This window comes from Aminobacter sp. BA135 (genome assembly GCF_050859125.1).
GTDB lineage: Bacteria > Pseudomonadota > Alphaproteobacteria > Rhizobiales > Rhizobiaceae > Aminobacter > Aminobacter ciceronei.
In genome coordinates, this window is record NZ_CP139572.1 from 192,375 (window position 1) to 211,007 (window position 18,633).

Annotated in this window: 18 protein-coding genes; 4 read left to right on the top strand and 14 right to left on the bottom strand. The window is 63.0% G+C overall.

Going from position 1 to position 18,633, the window contains the following annotated elements; genetic code table 11:
* Positions 1–20 precede the first annotated feature (20 nt).
* From SLT36_RS00940 to SLT36_RS00970, 7 genes are all read right to left on the bottom strand, one after another.
* The gene (locus SLT36_RS00940; RefSeq protein ID WP_432285376.1) at positions 21–797 is read right to left on the bottom strand and encodes an L-iditol 2-dehydrogenase; all 777 of its coding nucleotides are present in this window, start codon (positions 795–797) and stop codon (positions 21–23) included.
* Positions 794–1,792, bottom strand: coding sequence for an ABC transporter ATP-binding protein (locus tag SLT36_RS00945; protein ID WP_154384587.1), 999 nt, complete (start codon positions 1,790–1,792; stop codon positions 794–796). Before SLT36_RS00945 ends, SLT36_RS00940 begins: the two co-directional genes overlap by 4 nt.
* A gap of 21 nt (positions 1,793–1,813) precedes the next feature.
* Entirely contained in the window at positions 1,814–2,638 is an 825-nt protein-coding gene (locus SLT36_RS00950; protein ID WP_154384586.1) for a carbohydrate ABC transporter permease, read from the bottom strand.
* Between the two features lie 10 nt (positions 2,639–2,648).
* A complete protein-coding gene (locus SLT36_RS00955; protein ID WP_432285377.1) occupies positions 2,649–3,521 on the bottom strand; it encodes a carbohydrate ABC transporter permease in 873 nt (290 codons plus the stop codon).
* A 93-nt stretch (positions 3,522–3,614) separates the two neighbouring features.
* Positions 3,615–4,925, bottom strand: coding sequence for an ABC transporter substrate-binding protein (locus SLT36_RS00960; protein ID WP_154384584.1), 1,311 nt, complete (start codon positions 4,923–4,925; stop codon positions 3,615–3,617).
* A gap of 200 nt (positions 4,926–5,125) precedes the next feature.
* A complete protein-coding gene (locus SLT36_RS00965; RefSeq protein WP_067954795.1) occupies positions 5,126–6,076 on the bottom strand; it encodes a sugar-binding transcriptional regulator in 951 nt (316 codons plus the stop codon).
* A gap of 135 nt (positions 6,077–6,211) precedes the next feature.
* The gene (locus tag SLT36_RS00970; protein WP_067965774.1) at positions 6,212–6,649 is read right to left on the bottom strand and encodes an OsmC family protein; all 438 of its coding nucleotides are present in this window, start codon (positions 6,647–6,649) and stop codon (positions 6,212–6,214) included.
* Between the two features lie 404 nt (positions 6,650–7,053).
* On the opposite strand from SLT36_RS00970, the gene SLT36_RS00975 reads away from it, so the two are divergent.
* Genes SLT36_RS00975 through SLT36_RS00985 form a run of 3 tightly spaced genes read left to right on the top strand, consistent with a single transcriptional unit; the run spans position 7,054 to position 11,908 of the window.
* Positions 7,054–9,003 (top strand): PrkA family serine protein kinase, encoded by a 1,950-nt coding sequence (locus SLT36_RS00975; protein WP_432285378.1) that lies wholly within the window; start codon positions 7,054–7,056, stop codon positions 9,001–9,003.
* Between the two features lie 22 nt (positions 9,004–9,025).
* Positions 9,026–10,342: a YeaH/YhbH family protein gene (locus tag SLT36_RS00980; RefSeq protein WP_432285379.1), complete on the top strand. Its 1,317-nt coding sequence runs from the start codon at positions 9,026–9,028 to the stop codon at positions 10,340–10,342.
* Positions 10,343–10,351: 9 nt separating this feature from the next.
* On the top strand, positions 10,352–11,908 hold the full coding sequence (locus SLT36_RS00985; protein WP_067954801.1) for a SpoVR family protein: 1,557 nt from the start codon (positions 10,352–10,354) through the stop codon (positions 11,906–11,908).
* Between the two features lie 7 nt (positions 11,909–11,915).
* On the opposite strand, the gene SLT36_RS00990 is transcribed toward SLT36_RS00985, so the two are convergent.
* The gene (locus SLT36_RS00990; RefSeq protein ID WP_432285381.1) at positions 11,916–12,641 is read right to left on the bottom strand and encodes a copper homeostasis protein CutC; all 726 of its coding nucleotides are present in this window, start codon (positions 12,639–12,641) and stop codon (positions 11,916–11,918) included.
* Positions 12,634–13,548, bottom strand: a complete 915-nt coding sequence (locus SLT36_RS00995; protein WP_432285382.1) for an ROK family protein — start codon at positions 13,546–13,548, stop codon at positions 12,634–12,636. Before SLT36_RS00995 ends, SLT36_RS00990 begins: the two co-directional genes overlap by 8 nt.
* A gap of 84 nt (positions 13,549–13,632) precedes the next feature.
* Here SLT36_RS00995 and SLT36_RS01000 point away from each other — a divergent pair, with 84 nt between their 5' ends.
* Positions 13,633–14,631, top strand: a complete 999-nt coding sequence (locus SLT36_RS01000; protein WP_067954807.1) for a LacI family DNA-binding transcriptional regulator — start codon at positions 13,633–13,635, stop codon at positions 14,629–14,631.
* Between the two features lie 47 nt (positions 14,632–14,678).
* Here SLT36_RS01000 and SLT36_RS01005 read toward each other — a convergent pair whose 3' ends face one another.
* From SLT36_RS01005 to SLT36_RS01025, 5 genes are read right to left on the bottom strand one after another with little or no spacing between them, the layout of a single operon-like run.
* Positions 14,679–15,476 (bottom strand): transporter substrate-binding domain-containing protein, encoded by a 798-nt coding sequence (locus SLT36_RS01005; RefSeq protein ID WP_154384579.1) that lies wholly within the window; start codon positions 15,474–15,476, stop codon positions 14,679–14,681.
* A gap of 20 nt (positions 15,477–15,496) precedes the next feature.
* Positions 15,497–16,420, bottom strand: a complete 924-nt coding sequence (locus tag SLT36_RS01010) for an isoaspartyl peptidase/L-asparaginase (RefSeq protein WP_432285383.1) — start codon at positions 16,418–16,420, stop codon at positions 15,497–15,499.
* Position 16,421: 1 nt separating this feature from the next.
* Entirely contained in the window at positions 16,422–17,153 is a 732-nt protein-coding gene (locus SLT36_RS01015; protein WP_067954817.1) for an amino acid ABC transporter ATP-binding protein, read from the bottom strand.
* Complete coding sequence (locus tag SLT36_RS01020; protein WP_432285385.1) at positions 17,154–17,825, bottom strand: amino acid ABC transporter permease; 672 nt, start codon at positions 17,823–17,825, stop codon at positions 17,154–17,156.
* The gene (locus SLT36_RS01025; protein ID WP_432285386.1) at positions 17,825–18,496 is read right to left on the bottom strand and encodes an amino acid ABC transporter permease; all 672 of its coding nucleotides are present in this window, start codon (positions 18,494–18,496) and stop codon (positions 17,825–17,827) included. The genes SLT36_RS01020 and SLT36_RS01025 overlap by 1 nt, the downstream gene beginning before the upstream one ends.
* Positions 18,497–18,633 lie beyond the last annotated feature (137 nt).

Here is an 18,633-nt window from a genome sequence, read left to right on the forward strand (position 1 = left end):
CCCCAGGGGAGAAGGACATTTCAACTCATCCAGTTGCCGCCATCGACGTTGTAGGTCTGGGCGACGACATATTGGCTCTCGGCTCCGGCGAGGAAGATCGCCATGCCGACGAGGTCTTCGGCGGTGCCCATGCGGCCGAAGGGAACGGCCTCGCCGACGAGGCGCTTCTTCTCGCCGCGGGGTCGGTTCTCGTAGCGGGCGAACAGCTCGTCGACATGCTCCCAGTGCTCGCCCTCGACCACGCCGGGGGCGATGGCGTTGACGTTGATGCCATGCTTGATCAGGTCGAGCCCCGCCGACTGGGTCAGGCTGATGACGGCCGCCTTGGTGGCGCAGTAGACGGCGACGAGCGCTTCGCCACGACGCCCGGCCTGGCTCGCCATGTTGATGATCCTTCCGCCCTTGCCGCGCGCGATCATCGCGCGGGCGGCGGCCTGCAAGGTGAACAAGGTGCCGGCGACATTGACCGAAAACAGCCGGTCATAGCTCGCTCTGGAAATCTCGACGATCGGCGCGAGGTCGAACAGGGCGGCATTGTTGACCAGTATGTCGAGCCCGCCGGTCTTCTGCTCGACGACCTTGATCGCCGCCTCGATCGAGCTCTGGTTGGTGACGTCAAGGCTGACGGCATAGGCCGACGGGCCGATTTCGGCTGCCGTCTTCATCGCCGCGTCGAGATTGATGTCGCCAATGGCGACCCTAGCCCCCTCGCGGATGTAGGCCTCGGCAAACACCCTGCCGATACCGCGCGCGGCCCCTGTGATGAGCGCCGACTTGCCCTCGAGACGACCGCTCACATGGCCCTCCCGTCGGCGCCGAAACGGTGGATCTTGTTCGGGCTCGGTGTCAGGTAGACAGTTTCGCCATGGCGCACGCCAAGCTCGCCATCGGCCCGTACCGTGAGCGTGCCGACGTCGCCTGCCTGGACATGCAGGAAGGTGTCGGAGCCGAGATGTTCGGCGACGCCGACTGTCGCCTTCCACTCGCCTGATGTGGTCGAGATGCCCAGATGCTCGGGTCGCACGCCGATCGTCGTCGCGCCATGCTTAGCGGCGGCGGTGCCGTTGATCAGGTTCATCTTGGGCGAACCGATGAAGCCGGCGACGAACAGGTTCTTCGGCGTCTTGTAGAGTTCCATCGGCGAGCCGACCTGCTCGATGTTGCCGGCGTTCAGCACCACGATCTTGTCGGCCATGGTCATCGCCTCGACCTGGTCGTGGGTGACGTAGATCATCGTCGTCTTGAGCTGGTGGTGCAGCTCGCTGATCTCCAGCCGCATCGTGCCGCGCAACGCGGCGTCGAGGTTGGACAGCGGCTCGTCGAACAGGAAGGCCGAGGGTTGGCGCACGATGGCGCGGCCGATGGCGACGCGCTGGCGCTGGCCGCCCGAGAGCTGGCCGGGACGGCGCTCGAGATAGTTGGTCAGGTTCAGCACACGCGCCGCGTCCTTGACCTTCTTGTCGATGACGGCTGCGTCCTCGCCCGCCATTTTCAGCGGGAAGGCGATGTTCTTGTAGACAGTCATATGCGGATAGAGCGCGTAGGACTGGAACACCATCGCCAGCCGGCGCTTGGCCGGCGCCTCGCCGGTAACGTCGCGCCCATCGATGCTGATGCTGCCGCCTGACGTGTCCTCCAATCCTGCGATCAGCCGGAGCAAGGTCGACTTGCCGCAGCCCGATGGCCCGACGAAGACGACGAATTCGCCGTCCTCGATCTGGAGATCGATCTCCGGGATGATTGTCGTTGCGCCGAATGACTTCGACACTTTCTTGAGGGTGATGTTTCCCATGGTTTCCTCCCGCGGGGTCGACTACTTCACGGCGCCGAATGTCAGGCCGCGGACGAGCTGGCGCTGGGAGAACCAGCCCATGATCAGGATCGGTGCGATGGCCAGCGTCGATGCCGCCGACAGTTTCGCCCAGAACAGCCCCTGTGGACTGGAGAACGAAGCGATGAAGGCGGTCAGCGGTGCTGCGTTGGTGGTTGTCAGGCGGATCGTCCAGAATGCCTCGTTCCACGCCAGGATGATGTTGAGCAGCATGGTCGAGGCGATGCCGGGTACCGCCATCGGCGTCAGCACATGGACGATTTCGCCCCACAGGGTGGCGCCATCCATGCGTGCGGCTTCAAGAATCTCGCCGGGGATTTCGCGGAAGTAGGTGTAGAGCATCCACACCACGATCGGCAGGTTGATCAGCATCAGCATGACCGTCAGCCCGATGCGGGTGTCGAGCAGGTTGGCGTCGCGGAAAATCAGGTAGATCGGCACCAGTACGGCGACAGCCGGCATCATCTTGGTGGAGAGCATCCACATCAGGATGTCCTTGGTCCGCTTGGTCGGCGAAAACGCCATCGACCAGGCGGCCGGAATGGCGATCAGCAACGCCAGGATCGTCGAGCCGACAGCGATGACCACCGAGTTCAGGAAGAACTTGAAATAGTTGCTCTGCGCCTGAACCTCGGCGTAGCTCTCCAGCGTGCCCGAAGGCACCAGGCTGAAGCCGGCGATCGCCTCGGTCTCCGACTTGAAGCTGGTGATGATGGTGTAGAGGATCGGGAAGAAGATCAGCAGGGCGACCACCCAGGCTGCAACGGTGAAGCCGATCTTGCGGCGTGTCGAAACTGCGCGTGCCATCGTCTCCTCCTCACTTGTCCAGGTTCTTGCCGACGGCGCGCATCAGGAAGAAGGCGACGATGTTGGCAAGGATGACTGCGATGATGCCGCCGGCCGAAGCGCCGCCGACGTCGTAGCCGAGCAGTGCCGTGCGGTAGATCAGGAATGGCAGGTTGGTTGAGGCGTAGCCCGGGCCGCCATTGGTGGTGACAAGAATCTCGGCATAGACGCCGAGCAGGAAGATCGTCTGGATCAGGATGACGACCGTTATGGCGCGCGAGATGTGCGGGATCGTCAGATAGATGAAGCGGCTGACGAAGCCTGCGCCGTCCATCTCGGCGGCTTCCTTCTGCTCGACGTCGAGCGATTGCAGCGCCGTCAACAGGATCAGCGTCGCGAATGGCAGCCATTGCCAGGCGACGATGATGATGATCGAAAACAGTGGGTACTGCGCGAACCAGTCGACCGGCTGGGCGCCGAAGAACTTGGCGATGTCGGCGAACACGCCATAGCCCGGATGCATGATCATGTTCTTCCACACCAGTGCGGCCACCGGCGGCATGACGAAGAAAGGCGAGATCACAAGGATGCGGACGATGCCCTGGCCGAACATCGGCTGGTCGAGCAAAAGCGCCAGCGCGATGCCGCCAACGACGGTGATCAACAACACCCCGACCACCAGCACCAGCGTGTTCCAGATCGATAGGAAGAAGGCCGGATCGGTGTAGAAGAACTTGTAGTTGAACAGGCCGGCAAAGCTGACATTGGCCGGATTGAGCAGATTGTAGTTCTGGAACGAGAACCACAGGGTCATCGCCAGCGGCACGATCATCCAGATGAAAAGGAGGATCACCGAAGGCGCCATCATCAGGCGCGCCAGCGAACTGGTCTGTCGAGTAGCCATGGCGATCACCCCGGTTCGGACAGATGAGGTTTCAGGTCACCGAAAGGGGCCGTCCGGACTGGGAGACCGGACGGCCAGGCAGGGAGGATCTGCCTATTTGATGTAACCGGCGCGGGTCATCTCACGGACCGCTGCGGTCTGTGCACCGGCAAGCGCGTCATCGACGCTCGACTGGCCGGCCAGTGCCGCCGAGAACAGCTGGCCGACGGTCGTGCCCAGCCCCTGGAACTCGGGAATGGCGACGAACTGGACGCCGACATAAGGCACCGGCTTGACGGTGGGCTTGGTCGGATCGGCCGAGTTGATCGAGTCGAGCGTCATCTTGGCGAAGGGCGCGGCCTTCTGGTACTCGGGGTTGTTGTAGAGCGAGGTGCGCGTGCCGGGCGGAACGTTGGCCCAACCTTCCTTCGAGGCGACGAGGTCGAGATAGCCCTTGCCGGTCGCCCATGAGACGAACTTCTGCGCCGCCTCGGCCTTTTGCGTGCCGGCCGGAATGCCGAGCGACCATGCCCACAGCCAGTTGCCGCGCTTGCCGAGACCGGTGTCGGGAGCAAGCGCATAGCCGACCTTGTCGGCGACCGTCGAATCCTTCGGATTGGAGACGAAGGAGGCAGCGACGGTGGCATCGATCCACATGCCGCACTTGCCCTGCTGGAACAGCGCCAGGTTCTCGTTGAAGCCGTTGGAGGAGGCACCGGACGGGCCGGCGTCCTTCATCAGGTCGACATAGAACTGCAGTGTTTTCTTCCATTCGGGCTGATCGAACTGCGGCTGCCATTTCTCATCGAACCAGCGCGCGCCGAACGAGTTGGACATGGCGGTCAGGAAGGCCATGTTCTCGCCCCAGCCAGCCTTGCCGCGCAGGCAGATGCCGTTGATGTCGGCGGCGCGGTCGGTCATCTTGCGCGCCGCGTCGGCGATGAAATCCCAGGTCGGCGCGTCGGGCATGGTCAGCCCTGCCTTCTCCATCAGATCCTTGCGGTACATGACGAACGAGCTCTCGCCATAGAAGGGTGCGGCGTAGAGCTTGCCATCAGCCGAAAGGCCACCGGCGATGGCCGGGATGATGTCTGCGGCGTCGTAGTCGGCACCAAGGTTGTCGAGCGGCAAGAGCCACTGCTGCTTGGCCCAGATCGGAACCTCGTAGGTGCCGATGGTCATCACATCATACTGGCCGCCCTTGGTGGCGATGTCGGTGGTGACGCGCTCGCGCAGCACGTTCTCTTCGAGCGTGACCCATTCGAGCTGGATGTCGGGATTTTTGGCGGTGAAGTCGTCCGTCAGCTTCTGCATGCGGACCATGTCGCCATTGTTGACAGTGGCGATGGTGATGGTCTCGGCATGAGCGGCAAACGCAAGCGCGCTCGCTCCGCACAGGCCCAGGAAGAGCGTGTTCAGTTTCATCGAATTCCTCCCAAAAGCCAAAGTGAGCATTTGCCTTGGCTGTGGGCAATTATTCATCTGACGTGATTTATGTCAAGCGAGAATCTGGACATGACAGTGCAACCGCTAGTCCGGCGGGCGACGCGCGGGAAAGAATGCCGGGAAATGGCGTACGACGGCGCACTGAAGCGCGGCACCGGGCAATTCGGAAAAGGACGGTGCTAGCCGGCGAGCAATGCCGCCGCGGTGCGCTCGTCGGTGATCAGCCCGTTGACGAGGCGGCGGGTGACGGCGGCGAGGATGCCTGGCAGCTTGCGCTCGCCCATGGCCAGCGCCACCACCAGCGAGCGCTCGCGCGACGGCAGCGGTGCAGAGGCGACGCGATCGTTTGTGATACCTTCGATCAGCTTGCCGTCGCGGTCGAAGGCCCAACCGACGATCTCGCCGACGGCGCCGGCCTTCTGCAGCGCCTTGAGCTCGGCCTCGGTGATGAAGCCGTCTTCATAGAGCGGCGCCTGTGGGCCCATGTCGCCGACGCCGACGAAGGTGACGTCGGCCTGGGCGGCGAGCGCCAGCGTCGGCTGGATAAGTGGCTGGCCATGCAGCATGCGACGCTCGTCGGAAGACGAGGCGATCGCCGGCAAAGGCATGGGAAAGCTGCGCGCCTTGATGGTGTCGGCCATGGTAAAGATGACGTTGTAGAAGGCGGCCGAACCGTCCGGCGAGATGTTGCCGGTCAAAGACACCACCTTGTGCTGCGGACACTCCATCGGCGGCAGTTGCTCGATCGCAGCCTTCAGCGTGCGGCCGGTGCCGATCGCCATCACGATCGGCTCGGGCGAACGCAGCCACTTTTCAATTTCAGCGGCGGCGGCCTGGGCGATGCCGATCGTCGTCGACGACGAATCAGGATCGCTTGGGGTGACCTCGACGAGGTCGAGCGCGAAGCGCGAGCGAAGCTTGGCGGCAAGATCGAGGCAGTTGGCGATCGGATGGTCGACCCGAACCTTGATCAGGCCTTCCGACATGGCGAGCGACACCAGCCGTTGCGCGGTCTGGCGCGAGACGCCGAGCTTGGTTGCGATCTGGTCCTGGGTGTTGCCGGCGACATAATAGAGCCAGCCGGCGCGGGCTGCCTCGTCGAGCCTTGGGTTTTCGCTCCGGGAACTCATGCGTCACGCCTCTTCATCTGCCGAGGCAGTTTCGCAGGGTTTTCGGAAATGCGCAATTGCCCTGAAATCGCGCATTTGCTCGATATCAATTCTGGACAGAACGCGGCAGCGACGGCCACGCCCAGTCGGCGCGGGTCAGTCGGCGCTGGCCGGCGCGGAGGTGTCGACGACCTCGAAGTCATGGGTGATGACGGCGGACTTGGCGAGCATCGCCGAAGCCGAGCAGTATTTCTCGATCGACAGGTTGACCGCGCGCTCGACCTTGGCCGGCGCCAGGCCACGGCCCTTGACGACGAAATGCATGTGGATGCGGGTGAACACTTTGGGGTCGGTGTCGGCGCGGTCGGCATCGAGCTCGACGGAGCAGTCCTCGATCGCCTCGCGGCCCTTTTCCAGGATGTGGACGACGTCATAGGCCGAGCAGCCGCCGGCGCCGATCAGCATCAGCTCCATCGGGCTCGGACCAGGCGTCTCGCCACCCGGTTCCTTGGAGGTCCCGAGCACGATCTTGTGCCCGCTGCCCGACTGACCGACGAAGGTGCGATCCTCAACCCATTTGATGCGTGCCTTCATGACGGCGATCCTTCCCTGCAAAAACGTTCCGCGACTGCGGTCAACGTTCATAGCCGGATGCTGGCCGGAGCGTCGAGTACTTGGCCATGAGTGGGGGGGCCTTTTGAGCCGGAAAAATCGTCGCGGTCGCCGACCCGAAACTTGTCTTGCCGAGCGACCGTGTGTTCGAGAGGCTGCGTCGCGTGCAGCCGAAAGTTGAGACGAAAACCTGACCGAGTGCCCGTGGAATCAGGCCACGGCCGAGGCAGATCGAAGCCCGTGCCGTGCCACAATTCGACGCGTGCAAACTAAATCTTCAATCACGACATTCTGTGCGGAACTTTGCCTGTTCAGGGAAGTTGAGAGGAAGGCAAAAGGTCGAAGTGGTGTTACACTGCCACCGTCTTCGGCATTGTGAGGGTGCCATGCAAACACGTGAAAACGACGTCTTCAACCTCTTCTCGGAAATCTACAGCAGTCAGACGACCGAGGAGATGAGCCTCCAGCAATATCTGCTCGCCTGCCGCGACCAGCCTGCCATGTACGCCACGGCAGCCGAACGAATGGTCGACGCAATTGGCGCGCCAACGCTGATCGACACCAGTGCCGACCCGCGCATGGGCCGTATCTTTGCGAACCGAACTATCAAGGTTTATCCGGCGTTTGCCGAATTCTACGGTATGGAAGACACGATCGAGCGCATCGTCGGCTACTTCCGTTACGCCGCGCAAGGGCTCGAGGAACGCAAACAGATCCTCTATCTGCTCGGCCCCGTCGGCGGCGGCAAGTCGTCGCTCGCGGAGCGGCTGAAGAAGCTGATGGAGGAGCGGCCGATCTACACGCTCAAGGTCAACGGCCAGCTCAGCCCGATATTCGAATCACCTCTCGGCCTGTTCCATCCCGAACGCATGGCCGGCCTTCTGGAAGACAAGTATGGCATCGCCCGGCGCCGGCTAACCGGTCTGATTTCGCCATGGGCCGCCAAGCGGCTCGAAGAAATCGGCGGCGACGTTTCGAAATTTTCCGTCGTCAAGCTGATGCCGTCGCGGTTGCGCCAGATCTGCATCGCCAAGACCGAGCCCGGCGACGAGAACAACCAGGACGTGTCGGCGCTCGTCGGCAAGGTCGACATCCGCAAGCTGGAGAATTTCAGCCAGGCCGACCCCGACGCCTACTCCTATAGCGGCGGCCTCAACCGGACGACGCAGGGGCTTCTCGAATTCGTCGAGATGTTCAAGGCGCCGATCAAGGTCCTGCACCCGCTGCTGACCGCGACACAGGAGGGCAACTACAACGGCACCGAGAGCTTCGGCGCCTTCCCCTACCAGGGCATCGTGCTGGCGCATTCCAACGAGTCCGAATGGCTGCAGTTCAAGAGCAACAGGAACAACGAGGCGTTCCTCGACCGCATACTGGTGGTCAAGGTGCCCTACTGCCTGCGTGTCACTGAAGAGCGCCAGATCTACGAGAAGCTGCTGCGCGAGAGCGAGCTGGTGAGCAACCCATGCGCGCCGGAGGTGCTCGACATATTGAGCCGCTTCACCGTGTCGACGCGGCTCTCCGAACACGAGAACTCACCGCTCTACACCAAGATGCGCGTCTATGACGGCGAGAACCTGAAGGACGTCGACCCGAAGGCCAAGTCGATGCAGGAGTATCGCGATGCCGCCGGTGTCGACGAAGGCATGAACGGCGTCAGCACGCGCTTTGCCTTCAAGGTGCTGTCGGAGACGTTCAACTACGACACCAAGGAGATCGCCGCCGACCCAGTGCATCTGATGTATGTGCTCGAACAGGCAATCAAGCGCGAGCAGTTCCCCGGCGAGATCGAATCCTCCTATCTCGATTTCATCAAGTCGGAGATCGCCAGCCGCTATGCCGAGTTCATCGGCCACGAGATCCAGAAGGCCTATCTCGAATCCTACAGCGAGTACGGCCAGAACCTGTTCGACCGCTACATCGCCTATGCCGACGCCTGGATCGAGGACCAGGACTATAAGGACCCCGATACCGGACAGATCCTCAACCGCGGCATCCTCGATTCCGAGCTGTCGCAGATCGAGAAGCCAGCCGGAATCGCCAACCCCAAGGACTTCCGCAACGAGGTGGTGAAGTTCACGCTCAGGGCACGCGCCAAGAACAATGGTCGTAACCCGTCCTGGACGAGCTATGAGAAGCTGCGCGAGGTGATCGAGAAGCGGATGTTCGGCCAGGTCGAGGACCTTTTGCCCGTGATCAGCTTCGGTGCCAAGCGCGACAGCACCACCGAGAAGCAGCATGCCGAATTCGTCGAGCGCATGACCGAGCGCGGCTACACGCAGCGCCAGGTCAGGCGTCTCGTCGATTGGTACATGCGGGTCAACAAGGCAGGCTGACCGGGAGCGAGCGGGGACCGAAATGCCGAACTTCATCGATCGGCGCCTCAATCCCAAGGACAAGAGCCTTGGCAACAGGCAGCGTTTTCTGAAACGCGCCCGGGACGAGTTGAAACGGGCGATCAACGACCGAGTCAGATCCGGAAAGATCGACGCGGTGGGGGAAGACCAGGTCATCCCGATCCCGCGCAAGGGGATAGGCGAGCCGACATTCCAACGCGCACCGCATTCGGGCCGCCGGGAGGAGGTCCTTCCTGGCAACAAGTCCTTCGGTACCGGCGACCGCATTCCGCGCCCGGCCGCCGGCGGCGGCAAGGGTTCGGACCCGTCGTCTTCGGGAGACGGCGAGGACGATTTCAATTTCGTGCTGTCGCGTGAGGAAGTGCTCGACCTGTTTTTCGAGGACCTCGAACTGCCCGACCTGGTCAAGCTCAACCTCAAGGAAGTGGTGACATTCCGGCCGCGCCGGGCAGGTTTCACGATGAGCGGCAACCCGACGAGCATCAGTGTCGGGCGCACCATGTTCAACAGCTTCGGCCGGCGCATCGCGCTGCGGCGGCCGCGGCAGGCCGAGATCGACGCGGTCGCGGCGGAGCTCGCCAAGCTGGAGGGTGAGAGGCGGCCAAGCGCCGCCATTCTGCAACGCATCGCGGCCTTGCGCGAGGAGCTTGCAACACTCGCGCGGCGGCGAAAGCTGATCCCCTACATCGACCCCATCGACATCCGCTTCAACCGGTTCGAGCCGCAGCCGGTGCCCAATGCCAATGCCGTCATGTTCTGCCTGATGGACGTCTCCGGCTCGATGGGCGAGCGCGAGAAGGACCTCGCCAAGCGCTTCTTTGTCTTGCTGCACCTGTTTCTCAAGCGGCGTTACGCCAAGACCGACATCGTCTTCATCCGCCACACCCACGAAGCTTCCGAGGTCGACGAAGACACCTTCTTCTACAGCACGCAGAGCGGCGGCACCGTCGTTTCCACCGCACTTGACGAGATGCTGCGCGTCATCCGTGAGCGCTATCCGGCCAAGGAGTGGAACATCTACGCCGCCCAGGCATCCGACGGCGACAACATCCCCAACGATTCAGAAAAATGCGTGTCGATGCTCGACAGCACGCTGATGCGGCTCTGCCAGTACTACGCCTATGTCGAGATCATCGACGAGCGCGAAAGCGAGATGTTCCGCCACGCCGACAACGGCACGTCATTGTGGAATGCCTACCGCGAAGTCAGCGCCGAATGGCCGAACTTCGAGATGACACGCATTGCCAAGCCGTCCGACATCTATCCCGTCTTTCACGAGTTGTTCGCCAAGGCGCCAGCCGCGGCCAAACGCGGATGAGGATGCAAGTTGGAAAAACGTTCGAAACAGTTGCCGCTGCTGTTCACCAGTTCCGACTGGAACTTTGACGACCTGTCGCGCGCCTATGACGCGATCCGCGAGATCGCGGTCAACGAGCTTCGCCTCGACTTCTACCCCAACCAGATCGAGGTGATCTCGTCCGAGCAGATGCTCGACGCCTATTCTTCGATCGGCATGCCGCTGATGTACCAGCACTGGTCATTCGGCAAACATTTCGTCCACGAGTCCAACCTCTATCGCAAGGGGCGGATGGGACTCGCCTATGAGCTGGTGATCAACTCCAATCCCTGCATCACCTATCTCATGGAAGAAAACACCATGGCGCTGCAGACGCTGGTCATCGCGCATGCGTCGTTCGGCCATAATCACTTCTTCAAGAACAATTACCTGTTCCAGCAATGGACCGACGCTGGCGCAATCCTCCCTTATATGGAGTTTGCCAAGAGCTTCATCGCGCGTTGCGAGGAACGCTACAGCCCGGCTGCCGTCGAGGCCGTTCTGGATGCAGCGCACGCGCTGATGCCGCAGGCAGTGTTCCGCTACCGCCGCCGTCCGCGCCTGTCGGTCGAGCGCGAGCGGGCACGCATTCGAGAGCGGCTGGAGCACGAAGAGCGCACCTTCAGCGACCTGTGGCGCACCCTGCCGCAAGCGGCCGAGGCAGAAGCCCCGCGCGAGGTCCAGACCGACATGTCGGAACGGCAGTCGGCGATCGAGTATCCCGAGGAGAACCTGCTCTACTTCCTGGAGAAAAACAGCCCGGTGCTCAAGCCTTGGCAACGCGAGATTCTGCGCATCGTCCGGGTCATCGCGCAGTATTTCTACCCGCAACGGCAAACCAAGGTGATGAACGAGGGCTGCGCCACCTTTGTCCACTACACAATCATGAACAGCCTCTATGACAAGGGCCAGATCAGCGAAGGCACCATGCTGGAGGTGCTGCAGAACCATTCCAACGTCGTGTTCCAGCCGCATTTCGACGACCCGCGCTATGGTGGGCTCAATCCCTATACGCTGGGCTTCAACATGATGCGCGACATCCAGCGCATCTGCACCGAACCGACGGCGGAAGACCGCGACTGGTTCCCCGACTTCGCCGGCAATGGCGACTGGTGCGGCACACTGCTCGACGCCTGGGCGACGCACCGCGACGAATCCTTCATCCGGCAGTTCCTGAGCCCGGCGCTGATCCGCGACATGCGGCTGTTTTCGCTGCAGGAAGAATCGTCGGACCCCTATTACGAGGTGATGGCGATCCACGACGAGCGCGGTTACGAACGCGTACGTTCGAGCCTCGCCAACAGCTACGATGTCGGCATGACCCAGCCCGACATCCAGGCAGTGGATGCCGACCTCAAGGGCGACCGCAAGCTGCGCATCAAGCACACCGTGCACAATGGCGCGACGCTGGTCGAGGAAACGCGCAACGAGACGATACGCTACATCCAGCGGCTCTGGGGCCATGAGGTCAGCCTTGTCGGTGTTGATGCCCAGACCGACAAGGTGCTCTACGAGGTCTCGTCCAAGGAACTGGGCGAGAAGGCCTAAGCCTATCCTACGCCAGTGCCGCCTTCATCCTGCGCACGACGCTTGTGTCGGTGTGCTTTGGCCGGGGCGCGACAAAGCCGAGTTCCAGCGCCTTGTCCGCGGGCGCGTCTGATGCCACCGAGCAGGACGAGTGGATTTCGCGCAGCGGCAGCCGCGCCTTGATCGCGCCGACAGTATCGAGATTGACGCCCGACCCCGGCATGATGACGATGCGGCCTTGCGCATGATCGAAGCACCTGGCCAGCGCGTCGAGGCCCTTCAATGCCGTGGTTTCGCCGCCCGAGGTCAGGATGCGCTCGAAACCGAGATCGACGGCGAGCTCGACCGCCTCACTGAAATCAGGCCCGGCAAGGTCGAAGGCGCGATGCAGCGTCATGCCGAGCCCCTTGGCCTTGCCGGCCAGGCGCGCAAGTAACTCGTGGTCCAGCGAACCGTCCGGCCTGTTGGCGCCGAGCACGACACCCGCCAGCCCGGCGGCACGCACCGCGTCGATGTCGGCCAGCAAGGTAACAACATCCGCATCGTCAAAGACGAAGGCACCGGGGCGGGTGCGGATCATTGCATAGACCGGGATCGGCGCCTGGGCGGCAAGCGCCATCAGGCCGGGCGACGGCGTGAGGCCGCCGGTTTCGAGCGCCGCGCACAATTCGATGCGGTCGGCACCGCCTTCAATCGCCGCAGCCAGGCTTTGCGGGCTGTCGACGCAGACTTCGAGACGGATTTTCTCAGACATTGGCGAGCTCCTGGAAACCGACGGCTGCGGCGCCGATGAGGCCCGGTTCGGTGGTCAAGGCGGCCTTGACCACCAGCCGACCTTGCGCACGCCGCAGCGTGCGGCTGCGCACCTGGTTGTCGAGCGCCTCGATCAGCTCGGGCACGTTGGACAGGCCGCCACCTACGGGAACGATGGACGAGCCGATGATGTTCATGGTCAGCGCCAGCGGAACGCCGACGAGCTCGAGATAGATGTCCATGGTGCGGCGCGCCTTCGGCTCCCCTTCGCGCCAGCGGTCGATGACCTCGGTGCTCGACAGCGCGTCACCGCACAGGAAATGATGCAGCTTCTCGACCCCGCGCGCCCCGCCGATGGTGTCGACGCAGCCGACCTGGCCGCAGCCGCAGGCGAAATGCGGGATGTCGACCGGCGGCGTGCCGACCCTTGTGGCAAGCGCCTGGCCGTGGCCCCATTCGCCGGCGTAACCGCCAGCACCGGTGACCAAGCGCCCGTCGATGACCAGCCCGCCGCCGACGCCGGTTCCAAGGATGATGCCGAAGACATTGCGATGGCCGCGCCCTGCCCCTTCTGTCGCTTCCGCCATGGCAAAACAGTCGGCATCGTTGGCGATCCACACCGGCAGGCCGATCTCAGCCTCGAGATCGGCGGCGATGATGCGGCCGTCGACGCAAGGGATGTTGGCGCATTTCAGGCTGCCGGAGGCCGGGTCGACGACGCCGGCGATCGAAATGGCAACGCCCCGTGTTGCGCAGCGATCCAGCGCCACGCGTTCGGCAATGACGGCGGCGAAGGCCGCAAAGTCGTCGAGCGGTGTCTTCACCCGGTCGATGATCTCGATTTCGCCGGCCGAGCGCGCCCGGGCGCTTTTTATCGTTGAACCGCCAATGTCGAAGCAGGTAAGCATGAAATCAGTTCCCGGATGGATGAATGCTGCGGGACGTCTGGCCACGGCGCCCGAAAATCAAGACCAAAACTCGCAAAGGCACTTATGGACAGTTCGCGCAAACGACGCACCTCGCCGACCATCGCCGATGTCGCCGAGCTGGCCGGCGTGTCGCGCGCGATCGCCTCGCGGGCGCTGTCGAGCGAAAGCCGTCCCGTCTCCGCCGACAAGCGCGCGCGTGTGCTTGAAGCAGCAGACAAGCTCGGCTTCAAGCCCAATCTTCTGGCCCGCAGCCTGACCACCAAGACGGTCAACCTGATTGCCGTCATCGTCAACCACATCCACGACTTCTCCGACCTCGACCTGTTCGACCTGCTGATCAGCGACATCCAGTCGATCGGCAAGCAGGTGATATTCCTGCGCGTCGGCTCGGTCGAGCGCATCGAGGAGTTCCTGCGCAACGGCGTTGCCTATCATGTCGATGCCGCACTGGTGTTTTCCGACTTCGCCGACGCCGAAAGCGTACGCAAGATGTTCCGCAGCGACGACGTTCTGATGCTCAACGGCATGCATGACGGCTCGTCGCCTTCAGTCGTACCCGATGAAGCGACCGGCATTGCCGGAGCTGTCGCCGACGCCGCCAGCAAGGGCGTTGCCACCGCAGCGCTTGTGACCGGCCGCGTGTCCTCGCCGGTCGAGCAGCAGCGCATCGCCAACTACAAGGCCGAGATGGCCAAGCGCGGCATAAGGCTGGTTGCCGAACTGCGCGGTGACTACTCCTACCAGAGCGGCCGCCACGTCGCGCTGTCGCCCGAATGGCCAACGACCGACGCGGTGTTCTGCACCTCGGATGCGATGGCCATGGGCATCATGGACGTCCACCGCGATGCCTTTCCCGGCAACAGGCCAGAGCGCTTCCGCCTCTATGGCTTCGACAATCTGTCGCTGACCGATTTCGAGGCCTACCCGATCTCGTCGATCGGCTATGACAAGAAGACCTATGTCGGCGAAATCCTGCGCTTCCTGGCGACGCCGGAGCAGTTTGGCAACGGCCATGCCGAGGTGACGGTGCCGACCTTCTTCGTGGCAAGGGCAACGTCCTGAATGCAAAACGGGCAGGCTTCCCGCCTGCCCGCTGCCTCAGCCCTGTCTTACCAGAGCGGGGTCAGTGCCGGCGGGTTGGCTGTTTCGCCCCACCACTTCTTGTAGTTGGTCTCATAAGCGCCGCTCTGGATGTAGTCGGAGACGAACATGTCGATCCAGCGGACGAAGCCCTCGTCGCCCTTGGCGACAGCGATGCCGATCGGGTCGTTGGAGTGCAGGCCCGGTAGCGTCACCAGGTTCTCGTTCTTGGTGGCGAGATAGTCGAGCAGCGAGGAGTCCTCGATGGCCGCGTCGACACGCTTCTGCTGCAGGAGCAGCACGCCTTCCGGCGAGAAGTTGTCGGTATAAACGAGCTCGGCCTCAGGTGCTGCCTTCTTGATGAAGGTCTCGCCGGTCGAGCCGCGGCCGACGACGATCTTCTTGCCGGCGAGGCCTTCCAGCGAGGTGATGCCGGCGTCCTTCTGGACGATGATGCGCAGGCCGGCGCGGTTGTAAGGGATCGAGAAATCCACCGATTTGGCGCGCTCGAGCGTCGCCGAGGTGTTGGCAACGGCGATGTCGATCTGGCCCGACACCAGCATCGATATGCGGGCATCGCCCGACACGTCGACGAATTCGACCGGCACGCCGAGCTTCTCGGCGAGCTGGGTGGCAACGTCGACGTCATAGCCGACCGGGTTGTTCTGGGCGTCGCGGAAGCCGATCGGCTCGCCGCCAAGCGACACGCCGATGCGCACGGTGCCGCGCTCGCGGATCTCGTCGATCTTGCCGGCCTGGGCAGCCCCGGTGGCCGCAAGGCCCACGGCCAGGGCCATGCCGGCGAGTTTCGTGATCAGGTTCTTCATATTCCCTCTCCCTCGGGTTGTTAGGATGTGAACGGTTCGGCGAAGCGATGTTCCGGTTCGGGCAAATCGGTGTCCCAGAACCAGTATTTGATCTGCTCTTCGCAATTCAGGCTGACGACCATATGGTTGCCCTTGGCGTCGAGCGCGTGGATGACGACGCCGGCCAAGAAGCCGTCCTTCAGCTCGCGCAGCTCGTCGATGGCAAGGGCTATGGCCTGCTCCAGCGAATGACCGAGGCGCATGGCGAGCACGATGGTGCGCGCGGTGCCGCAGCGCATGGTCATCTCTCCGGTATGGGTGCAGGCGGCGGCGCCGAAACGGCTGTCGGCGTAGAAGCCGGCGCCTGGGATCGGCGAGTCGCCGAGACGGCCGGGATATTTCCACGCCCAGCCCGACGTCGAGGTCACGACATTGAGCCCGCCAAGGCTGTCCTTGGACAGGAACACTGTGGTGTCGCGCACCCGTTCGGGGTCGGTGATGGTGCGGCTGAGCGGCGCGAGCGCGATGTCCGGGAACTTCGCCAGCTCCTCCGGCGACAGTTCCTTCTCGAGCCGCTGCCACCAGACACGCTTGCTGTCTTCGTAGAGCGTTTCGTCGACGCCGAAGCCGATCTCGGTGGCGAAGCGGCGGGCGCCGTCGCCGGTCAGCATGACGTGCGGCAGCCTCTTCATCACCTCATGGGCGAGCGCTGCCACCGGGATGGTGTCGGGCACCGCACCGACCGAGCCGACTTCGCGCGTCGTGCCGTCCATGACGCCGGCGTCGAACTCCATGCGGCCGAGCATGTTCGGCCAGCCGCCGAAGCCGACCGAACGGACCTTGACCTCGCGCTCGACCTCGCTGATGCCGGCAACCATGGCATCGATGCCGTGGCGGCCAGCCTTCAGAAGGTCGACGCTCTTGGAGAAGCCGGGCCAGGCCTCGGAATTGGCAAGCAGGATCATTTCAGTCTTTACGCATCTTGGAGAGGAACTGGGCCACGCGCGGCAGGGCCATGCCCGTGGCGGAGAAGAAATCTTCGGTCGGCAGGTCGGCGATGAGCTGGCCCTTGTCGAGGAAGGCGATACGCGAGGAGATGGAGCGCGCGAACTCGATCTCGTGGGTGACGAAGACCATCGTCGTGCCGCCCTTGGCGAGATTGGCCAGGATCGACAACACCTCAGACGTCATCTCGGGGTCGAGCGCGCTGGTGACCTCGTCGAGCAGCAGGTAACTCGGCTTCATCGCAAGCGCGCGGCAGATGCCGACGCGCTGGCGCTGGCCGCCTGAGAGCTGCGACGGATAGGCGTCGGCACGCTCGGAAAGCCCGACTGAATTCAACAGCTCGCGCGCCTCTGCCTCGGCCTGCTTGCGCGGCACCTTCAGCACCTCGACCGGGGCAAGTGCCACGTTCTGCACCGCCGTCATGTGCGGATAAAGATTGAACAGCTGGAACACGGTACCCGAACGCTTGCGCGCCTCGGCAAGCTCGCGCGGCTTGGAGACGTCGAAATTGTCGACAGTGATCTTGCCGGCGTCGATCTTCTCCAGGCCGTTGATGCAGCGGATCAGCGTCGACTTGCCCGAGCCGGACGAGCCGAGCACCGAGACGACCTCGCCCTGGCGGATCTCGAGGTCGATCCCGTTGAGCACGGTGGCGGCGCCGAAGGATTTGCGCAGGCCGGTGATGCTGATCATTTACAGACCCTTCCAGGCAGTATGGGCGCGAAGCCGCTTCTCGAAGCGCGCGCCGGCATAGGTCACCAGCTTGGCGGTGAGGTAATAGAGCAGGCCTACGGCGGTCCAGACGATGAACGGCTTCAGCGTGCGCAGGTTGAGAATGTTGCCGACCTTGGTCACATCCATCACGCCGATGACCGAGATCAGCGAGGTGACTTGCAACTGGTTGACCAGAAGGCCGGTCAGCGGCCCGATGGCAAAGGCTGTCGCCTGCGGCGCGATCACCCGGCGCAGGATCTGCCAGCGCGTCAGGCCGAAGACCCGCGCGGCCTCGATCTGGTCGCGACCGACCGACTCGATGGCCGAAACGGCGATGACGTAGATGAAGGCGGCACTGTTGCCCGAGAGCGTGATGACGGCGGCTTCGGTCGGTGTGACGTTGATCTTGAGGAACGCCGGCAGGCCAAAGAACACCAGGAACAGTTGCACCAGGACAGGCGAATTCTTGAGCAGCTCGGCGACGAAGGTGACGAGCTGCATCAGCACCGGCACGCGGTAGAAGCGGACCACCGCCCATGCGGTGCCGATGACGAGGCCGATCAGCGTGGTCGAGACGAACAAGGCCAGCGAAACGCCAAGACCCTGCAGCAGCAGAATGATGTCGAACGGCGTGAAATCCCCGTAGCGCATCAGACGGCTCCCTCTTCCTGGTGACGGTTGAGGTAGCGGTGCAGCATGCCGATCAGGATCGAGACGGCATAGGTCAGCGCGGCGTAGGCAACCAGCAGGACAAAATAGACCTCGAACGGACGGAAGGTGTTCGATGCGACGATCTTGGCCGAGCCGGTCAGTTCGTTGAGCGTGATCGTCGACAGGATCGACGATGTCAGGATCAGGTTGATGAAGACCGAGCCCAAAGGTCTCACCGAGGCGCGCAGGGCAATCGGCAGAATGATCTTGCGGAAGATTGTGATCTTCCTCAGACCGCTGACCTGCGCTGCCTCGATGACGCCCGGGTCGATTGCCAGGATGCCCGAGCGGATGACGTCAGAGGTGAAGGCGCCGCCGGCGATCGACAGCGCGACGACGCCGGTGGTGAAGGCGTCGATGTAGATGCCGATCTCGGGCAGGCCGAAATAGAAGAAGAACAGCTGCACGATGAACGGGATGTTGCGAAAAATGTCGATATAGACGGCAGCCACCCGATTGAGCAGCGGCAACGCCGAGGTGCGCATCGCGCCAACGACAAGACCCAGCACCAGCGAGCCGACGACGGCAAGCGTGCAGGCCTGCAACGTCAGCAACGCCCCTTCCAACAGGAAGGGGATATGCTTGGCAAGGATCGACAGGTCGAACTTCAAGCGGCATGTTCCCAAAAGTGAAACCGGTTTCACTCTGCAAAACAGCCGAGGCGATGTCAACGCCTGGCACAGCCATGCCTTCAGTTTTTCGAGGAAAGAGATGCGCCCACGATGGAGGCGCTGCATCAACTTGCCGG